The sequence below is a fragment of the Carboxydocella sp. JDF658 genome (assembly GCF_002049395.1).
Classification (GTDB): Bacteria; Bacillota.
The window spans coordinates 18,424-26,434 of record NZ_BDLR01000039.1; the positions used below are offsets into that span (position 1 = coordinate 18,424).

At 54.3% G+C, this 8,011-nt stretch carries 8 protein-coding genes; 7 read left to right on the forward strand and 1 reads right to left on the reverse strand.

Annotation, left to right across the window (positions count from 1 at the left end; all coding sequences use genetic code 11):
• The coding region (locus JDF658_RS14950) for a hypothetical protein (RefSeq protein ID WP_278308031.1) at positions 1–74 on the forward strand (74 nt) is incomplete at its 5' end.
• Between the two features lie 23 nt (positions 75–97).
• On the opposite strand, the gene JDF658_RS07645 is transcribed toward JDF658_RS14950, so the two are convergent.
• Positions 98–286, reverse strand: a complete 189-nt coding sequence (locus JDF658_RS07645) for a ferredoxin (protein WP_078666284.1) — start codon at positions 284–286, stop codon at positions 98–100.
• A 46-nt stretch (positions 287–332) separates the two neighbouring features.
• On the opposite strand from JDF658_RS07645, the gene hemW reads away from it, so the two are divergent.
• The 6 genes from hemW to dnaJ all read left to right on the forward strand — a co-directional run bounded on the left by hemW (position 333) and on the right by dnaJ (position 7,765).
• Positions 333–1,436 (forward strand): radical SAM family heme chaperone HemW, encoded by a 1,104-nt coding sequence (gene hemW, locus JDF658_RS07650; protein ID WP_159073815.1) that lies wholly within the window; start codon positions 333–335, stop codon positions 1,434–1,436.
• Positions 1,437–1,538: 102 nt separating this feature from the next.
• A complete protein-coding gene (hrcA, locus tag JDF658_RS07655) occupies positions 1,539–2,573 on the forward strand; it encodes a heat-inducible transcriptional repressor HrcA (protein WP_079907054.1) in 1,035 nt (344 codons plus the stop codon).
• Between the two features lie 22 nt (positions 2,574–2,595).
• Positions 2,596–4,164, forward strand: a complete 1,569-nt coding sequence (locus JDF658_RS07660; RefSeq protein ID WP_079907055.1) for a TCP-1/cpn60 chaperonin family protein — start codon at positions 2,596–2,598, stop codon at positions 4,162–4,164.
• A gap of 6 nt (positions 4,165–4,170) precedes the next feature.
• Positions 4,171–4,725, forward strand: a complete 555-nt coding sequence (gene grpE, locus JDF658_RS07665) for a nucleotide exchange factor GrpE (protein ID WP_242946633.1) — start codon at positions 4,171–4,173, stop codon at positions 4,723–4,725.
• A gap of 35 nt (positions 4,726–4,760) precedes the next feature.
• Positions 4,761–6,557, forward strand: coding sequence for a molecular chaperone DnaK (gene dnaK, locus JDF658_RS07670; protein ID WP_078666280.1), 1,797 nt, complete (start codon positions 4,761–4,763; stop codon positions 6,555–6,557).
• 62 nt (positions 6,558–6,619) lie between these two features.
• Positions 6,620–7,765, forward strand: a complete 1,146-nt coding sequence (gene dnaJ, locus JDF658_RS07675; RefSeq protein WP_078666279.1) for a molecular chaperone DnaJ — start codon at positions 6,620–6,622, stop codon at positions 7,763–7,765.
• The last annotated feature ends 246 nt before the right edge of the window (positions 7,766–8,011 follow it).

Consider the following 8,011-nt stretch of genomic DNA (forward strand, 5'->3'; position numbering starts at 1 on the left):
GGATGAAGCAGGTGGGAAATGTGGAAATTCCCCAGGAAGCCTTTATGGCAGTGCTCAGTATTGACCAGAAATAAAAGAGGCCGGGTTTCCGGCCTCTTTATACTTCGGCAATGGCATCAGTGGGGCAATTTTCCAGAGCTTCCCTGGCCTCATCCTCCAGGTCATCTGGCACCTCATCCACAATGGCTTTGGCTTTGCCTTCATCATCCCAGTCATAGACATCGGGGCAGGTGCTGACGCAGGCGCCACAGCTGATGCACAAATCAGGATCTACCTTGACTTTCATGGTCTCAACCTCCTTCGCCTACAGTTTGCCCGAAAGGGGGAAAAATATGCTGGGGGTCTATGTTCATGTTCCCTTTTGTTTGCGAAAATGCCATTATTGTGATTTTTATTCCCGGCCGGCCAGCGGGGAAGAAAGGGAGCGCTATCTTGACCTTGTTTGCCAGGAAACGGAAGCGGCTGTCCGGCAGGTGCCGGAACGAGAAGTGGATACCATTTTCCTGGGGGGCGGTACTCCGGGGCTGCTGGGTCCAGAGGGCATAAAAAAAATTCTGCAGGCTATTGCCGGGAATTTTCATATCATCAATACCGTTGAAATAACTATGGAGACAAACCCCGGGGCGAATAGAGATATCTGGCCGCTAATGGCAGCAGCAGGCATCAACCGGGTGAGTCTGGGTGCTCAGGCGGCCCAGGAGCGACTGTTACGGGTTTTAGGCCGCTGCCATACCTGGCAGGAAGTCCAGAACACGGTGCAGGCAGTTCGCCGGGCTGGCTTAACCAACCTCAATCTCGACCTGATGTACGGATTGCCGGGACAATCCCTGGCGGACTGGCAGGAAACAGTAGCAGCTGCCCTGGCGCTGGAAGTGCCCCATCTCTCCCTTTATGCCCTGAAAGTGGAAGAAAATACCCCCTTTGACCGCTGGGAAAGGGAGGGCAGGATAACCCTGCCGGAAGAAGAGGAATGGGCGGAAATGTACTGGTGGGCCAGGGAAAAACTGGAGACAGCAGGTTACCTGAATTATGAACTGAGTAACTTCGCCCGGCCAGGATTCGAATGCCGGCATAATCTCAAATACTGGCGCCGCCAGCCTTATCTGGGACTGGGGCCGGCAGCCCATTCCTGCTGGGGGAATGTACGCTGGGCCAATCCCGCCAGCCTGGAGGAGTGGGAAGCAGAAGTTCGGGCTCGGGGCTGGAGCGGGCAGCTGGTGGAAAGGCTGAGCGAGAAAGAAATCCTGGCTGAACAGGTTATTCTCGGCCTGCGCCTGGCCGAAGGAGTGGTTCTGACCCCGGAAATTGAGGCAGAATGGTCAACAGTTATAGCTTCTCTGAAGCAGCGGGGTCTGGTCCAGGTTTCGGGAAACAGGCTTAAACTCACGCGGCAGGCCTGGTATATTGCCAATGAAGTGATGGCAGAGTTTATCTAGTACCTTGACATTCCCTGCCCCAGGTGGTATTTTTTAAGTAGTGGCCTTTAGCACTCGTCTGGTGAGAGTGCTAACAACGGGCCTGGCGGAAGGTGATGAGGGATGCAATTGGATGAGCGGAAAAAGCGCATTTTACTGGCGATTATTCAGGACTATATTGCTACCGCTGAACCGGTAGGCTCCCGAACCATTGCCAAAAAGTATGAGCTGGGGGTGAGCCCGGCTACTATACGCAATGAAATGGCCGACCTGGAAGAAATGGGCTATATCGAACAGCCTCATACTTCAGCGGGGCGGATTCCCTCAGACCTGGGCTATCGCTATTATGTGGACTTTTTGATGGAGAAATACCGCCTGGCTGATGAAGACCGGGAATACATCCGCCAGGGGTTTGAAACCAGACGGATGGAAGTGGCCCAGGTGATTCAGCGGACTGGCCAGCTGCTGTCCCAGATGACCAATTATACCACAATAGTGCTGGGACCACAGCTGGGCAAAACGGGGATTAAGCATGTGCAACTGGTACCGGTAGAACCAGGCAAGGCCTTGCTGGTCATGGTCAGCCTTTCCGGTCTGGTACAGAACCGGCTCATCGAGATTCCGGAAAATTTGTCTGCCGAGGATTTATGGCAGATTAGCCAGGTATTGAATGCCAAGCTCCATGGCAAAACCATAGCCGATATTCGCCGCACCCTGTTGCAGGAGATTTATTCTGAACTGGCCCGGCAACGGGCGGTGGCGGAACTGGTACTGGATTTACTCAGCCAGGAGGAGCTTCTGAGCGGGGAGGAAAAGGTCTATCTGGCCGGGATCCTCAATATTCTTAACCAGCCGGAATTTCGCAATATCGAGAAAATCAAGACTCTGTTGTCCCTGCTGGAACAGGAGGAACAGCTGCGCCACCTGGTTCAGCCCGAGGATGAAGGCTTGCTGGTGCGAATCGGGGCAGAGAACCCCATTCAGGTGATGCGGGATTGTTCCATGATCACTGCTACCTATACGGTCGATGGTCAGGTGGTGGGAGCCATCGGGGTACTGGGCCCCACCCGGATGGAGTATGCCCGGGTGATGGCCCTGGTGGAATATATTACCGAAAACCTCTCCCAGATGCTGACCGATTTTTACCGCCGCACCTAGAGCGGCTGAAGGAGGTAAGGCAATGAGCTTAAAACAGCAAGCTGTCCAGGCCACCGAGGTGGATGAGAAACTGGCAGCTCTGATGACCAATGCCAATGCCATCAGGGCCATTGCCGCTGCTGTGGAAGGCACTCTGGGTCCTAAAGGTCTGGATACCATGCTGGTGGATAAATTCGGTGACGTGGTCATCACCAATGACGGCGTCACCATTTTAACGCTGATGGAAGCCAATCATCCGGCCGCCCGATTGCTGATCAATGTGGCAAAAGCCCAGCAGGCGGAAATCGGTGATGGTACTACCACTGCCACTGTGATGGCCGGGGCCCTGGTTGCAGAAGGGGTTAACCAGGTAGTACGGGGGGTGCCGGTCACCAGGGTGATCGAGGGCATCCGGATAGGAGTCAGGGGAGCCCTGGAGTTTATCGAGCAACAGGCCCGCCCTGTACGCAGCCTCAAGGATCCCCTGCTCTATCGCATTGCCTACATAGCCGGACGGGAAAACGAGGATATTGCCCGCCTGGTAGTGGATGCAGCCCGCCTGGTGGGAATCAAGAAATTGAAGGAACCGGGCTTTAAGCTGGCAGATACGATTGTGGCCGAGGAAGGGGCCGATAACCAGGTCTTTTCCGGGGTGATCATCAACAAGGAACCTATGAATGACGAGATGCCCCGGGACCTGCGGGATGTAAAAGTCCTGATCATTGATGATGCCCTGGAACCGGAGGAGCTGGAAGATGAGGCCCTGGCTACTGAGGCCGGTTTCAATCGCTATATGGAATTACAGCAGGAATTCAAGGATAATGTGCGCAAAATCGTGGATCTGGGTGTAGGACTGGTTATCGTTGACCGCGGGGTAGAGGCCTGGGCGGAAGAAACTCTGACTGACGCCGGAGTGATGGTGTTACAGCGGGTTTCCAACAAGGAACTGCGCAAGGCAGCGGAACATACAGGAGCCCGACCCATTAAACGCACCGGTCTCAAGCGCTCCCCGGAAGAACTGGTTCGCTATCTGGGCCAGGCCAAATGGGTGCTGGCTGATGAGCGCCTGGAACATGTGCGGATTCTCGGTGGTGCTGGTAAACCTATGGCTACCGTGCTGGTGGGAGCCGCCACTGAAGAAGTAGTCGGTGAACGGGAGCGGATTGCCAAGGATGCCGCTTCCTCCGTTCAGGCTGCTGTTTGTGGCGGGGTAGTGGCCGGAGGCGGTTCCCTTGAGCTGGCTGCTGCTCGCCAGGTGGAAAAACTGCGGGAAAACACCCGGGGTATGGCTGCCTATGGTATTGATTGCGTGGTGGCTGCCCTCAAACGGCCCCTGGCCCAAATCGTGGAAAATGCCGGCTTCAATTCTCTGGAGAAACTGGGGGATGTGGTAGCTGCTCAGGCGGAAAAAGGCAATAACGCCCTGGCCATAGATTGTGACAGCGGTCAGGTAGTGGATATGTGGGAACTAGGCGTGGTTGATCCGGCCCTGGTGAAACTGCATGCTTTGCGCGCTGCCGGGGAAGTCGCTGAAGCTATTCTGCGGATTGATACCATCATCCGGAAAAAAGAGGAGAAAAGCAGCAAGCTGGAGCCAGAAATGGAGGAATAGGGAGACATGACCCAGATGGAAGAGGATAAAAAAATGGAAGCCAATGAACAGGAACCGGCCGGGGCCGGAGCTGCTCAGGAACAGACGCAGGAACCCGGTCAGCTGGAACAGCTGCAACAGCGAATAAATCAACTGGAACAGCAGCTGGCCGAGGAAAAGAATGCCCGCTTGCGGGCCCTGGCTGATCTGGAAAACTTCCGACGGCGGGCCCGGCAGGAACGGGAAGAACTGTTGAAATATGAGGCAGAAGGCCTGATTACAGCCCTCTTGCCGGTTATTGACAATTTTGAACGGGCTCTGGCGGCTACCGGAGAAGAAGGCCAGTTACGGCAAGGGGTGGAAATGATTTACCGCCAGTTGATGGAAGTCCTGACCAGAGCAGGGCTGACTCCGATGGAATGCCAGGGCCAGGAATTTGATCCTCACCTGCATCAGGCTGTTATGCAGGTCCCAACTGAAGAACAGCCGGAAAACACCATTGTGGATGTGTATCAAAAAGGATATTATCTCAAGGATAAGGTAATTCGCCCGGCCATGGTCACAGTGGCCGTCAGAAACTGAGCAACATATAATCTTTAGGAGGGTGAAGGACAGCTATGAGCAAGATTATCGGCATCGACCTGGGTACAACCAACTCCTGTGTAGCAGTAATGGAAGGTGGCGAAGTGACGGTTATTCCCAATGCGGAAGGGGGCAGAACCACTCCTTCTGTAGTGGGCTTTTCCAAAACCGGGGAACGGCTGGTGGGCGAGGTAGCCAAGCGCCAGGCGGTAACCAACCCGGAACGGACGGTGATTTCCATCAAGCGCCACATGGGCACAGATTATAAAGTAAACATCGATGGCAAGCAATATACTCCCCAGGAAATCAGTGCTATGATTCTGCAGAAATTGAAAGCTGATGCGGAAGCCTATCTGGGCGAACCGGTAACCAAAGCGGTAATCACTGTACCGGCATACTTCACTGACAGCCAGCGCCAGGCTACCAAGGATGCCGGGCGCATTGCCGGTCTGGAAGTAATGCGGATCATCAATGAGCCTACCGCTGCGGCCCTGGCCTATGGTCTGGATAAGGAAGAAGACCAGACCATTCTGGTTTATGACCTGGGTGGTGGTACCTTCGATGTCTCCATCCTGGAACTGGGGGATGGGGTCTTTGAAGTCAAGGCTACTGCCGGTAATAACCGCCTGGGTGGTGATGATTTCGACCAGCGCATCATCGACTGGCTGGTGGCCGAATTCAAAAAAGAAAACGGCATCGATCTGTCCCAGGACAAAATGGCTATGCAGCGATTGAAAGAAGCAGCAGAAAAAGCTAAAAAAGAACTGTCCAGCACCACGGTGACCACTATCAGCTTGCCCTTTATCACTGCGGACCAGAACGGGCCCAAACACCTGGAAATGACCCTGACCCGGGCCAGGTTTGAAGAGATGACCGCTGATCTGGTGGAAGCCACTATGGGTCCCACCCGGCAGGCTCTGAAAGATGCGGGTCTGGAGCCCAAGGATATCGACAAGGTCTTGCTGGTAGGCGGTTCTACCCGGATTCCGGCCGTTCAGGAAGCTATTCGCCGTTTCCTGGGCAAAGAACCTCACAAGGGTATTAACCCCGATGAATGCGTAGCAATTGGTGCTGCCATCCAGGGGGCAGTGTTGTCCGGGGAAGTCAAGGATGTAGTCTTGCTGGATGTTACGCCCCTCTCCCTGGGGATTGAAACCCTGGGTGGGGTGTTTACCCGGATTATTCCGCGCAACACCACTATTCCTACTTCCAAGAGCCAGATTTTCTCCACTGCGGCGGATAACCAGACCCAGGTGGAGATCCATGTCCTGCAGGGTGAGCGGGAAATGGCAGCTTACAACAAGACCCTGGGCCGGTTCATCCTGGATGGCATTCCGCCGGCACCGCGGGGTGTACCGCAAATTGAGGTTACTTTTGACATTGATGCTAACGGGATTGTGCATGTTTCCGCCAAAGACAAGGCTACCGGGCGGGCCCAGAGCATTACCATCCAGTCCTCTTCCGGTTTGAGTGAGGAAGAAATCCAGCGTATGGTCAAGGAAGCAGAAGCCCATGCGGAAGAAGACCGCAAGCGCAAGGAAGAGGTAGAAATCCGCAATAATGCCGATTCCATGGTTTATCAGGCGGAAAAAACCATCAAGGATTTCGGGGATAAGGCGGATCCGGCCAAGGTGGAAGCAGTGAAAAAGGCGGTAGAAGAACTGAAAACTGCCCTGGCTGGCAATAATATTGATGAGATCAAGGCCAAGACCGAAGCCCTGACCGCACCCCTCTATGACCTGACGGCGGCCATGTACCAGCAGCAGGCCCAGCAGCAGCCGCCTCAGAATGACAGTAAAGACGGTCAGGATCCCAATGTGGTAGATGTGTAAACTGGCGGGGGAGGAGACTCCCCCTTTTCCTAATTGCCGCAAAAAGTTTGAGGTGGTAGCTGATGAGCAAACGGGATTACTATGAGGTGTTAGGGGTTGGCCGTAACGCCACCGAAGAGGAAATCAAGAAGGCGTACCGCAAATTGAGCAAAAAGTATCACCCGGACCTCAACCCTGGAGATAAAAGCGCCGAGGAAAAATTCAAGGAAATCAATGAAGCCTACGAGGTGCTGTCTGACCCCCAAAAGCGGGCTGCCTATGACCAGTTTGGCCATGCCGGGGCCCAGGGCTTTGGCGGCCAGGGGGGCTTTGGTGATTTCCAGGGCGGCTTCGGTGGTTTTGGGGCCGAGGAAATCTTCGGCGATATTTTCGATATGTTTTTTGGCGGTGGTAGCCGTAAGCGCCAGGGCCCGCAGCGGGGTTCTGACCTGAGTGCGGAAATTGAGCTGACTTTTGAGGAGGCGGCTTTTGGCACCACCAAAACCATCGAAATTCCCCGCACCGAAACCTGTGAAATCTGCCATGGTACCGGGGCGAAGCCGGGCACCGGGCAGCGTACCTGTCCCACCTGTAATGGTACGGGACAGCAGCAGATTGTGCAAAATACGCCTTTTGGCCGCTTTATCCAGAGCCGCCCTTGCCAAACCTGTGCTGGACAGGGTAAAATTATTGAGCAGCCCTGTCAACACTGTCATGGCAAAGGCAGGGTAAGGAAATTGCGCAAAATTACCGTCAACATTCCTGCCGGGGTGGATAGCGGCACCCGGGTGCGCAAGGCGGGGGAAGGGGAAGCCGGCCTCAGAGGTGGGCCGCCGGGAGATCTCTATTTGATTGTACGGGTTAAACCCCATAAGATTTTTCGCCGTGAGCACAATGATGTGGTGATGAAATTGAATATTTCCTTCCCGCAAGCAGCCCTGGGAGATGAAGTGGAAGTACCCACCCTGGAAGGGAAGGAGAAAATCAAGATCAGTCCCGGCACCCAGAATGGCACAGTCATTCGCTTGCGCGGCAAAGGCATCGTAGATGTCCATGGCCGGGGGCGGGGTGACCAGCGCATCGAAATCCAGGTGGAAGTGCCGACCAAATTGACGGAACGGCAAAAACAGCTGCTGGAGGAACTGGCGGAAACCATGGGACAGAAGCCGGCAGGAGTTCACCAGGAAAAGAGTTTTTTTGATAAAGTGAAGGATGCCTTTATGGGCTAAATGATGGAGGTATGCAGCAGCTTCAGAAAACTAGACTATAATTGATTGTATTTAACTGTTTTGCTACATTAAAGGTATGGAACTATTATCCATTGGAGAAGCAGCAAAGTCCGGCAGGGTTTCGGGGAGCTGATCAGGAATGCCAAAGAAACACGAGAAGAACAAATTTAGCATAACTGTGTGCGGGGAGTTTTTTCCGGAGATTTACCCGGCTCACCGGTCTTCGAAGTGGAGCCGGGGCGAAGA

Coding starts and splice junctions, on each gene's coding strand:
- dnaK (WP_078666280.1), top strand. CDS start 4,761: ATGAGCAAGATTATCGGCATCGACCTGGGTACAACCAACTCCTGTGTA.
- JDF658_RS07660 (WP_079907055.1), top strand. CDS start 2,596: ATGAGCTTAAAACAGCAAGCTGTCCAGGCCACCGAGGTGGATGAGAAA.
- grpE (WP_242946633.1), top strand. CDS start 4,171: ATGACCCAGATGGAAGAGGATAAAAAAATGGAAGCCAATGAACAGGAA.
- dnaJ (WP_078666279.1), top strand. CDS start 6,620: ATGAGCAAACGGGATTACTATGAGGTGTTAGGGGTTGGCCGTAACGCC.
- hemW (WP_159073815.1), top strand. CDS start 333: ATGCTGGGGGTCTATGTTCATGTTCCCTTTTGTTTGCGAAAATGCCAT.
- JDF658_RS07645 (WP_078666284.1), bottom strand. CDS start 286: ATGAAAGTCAAGGTAGATCCTGATTTGTGCATCAGCTGTGGCGCCTGC.
- hrcA (WP_079907054.1), top strand. CDS start 1,539: ATGCAATTGGATGAGCGGAAAAAGCGCATTTTACTGGCGATTATTCAG.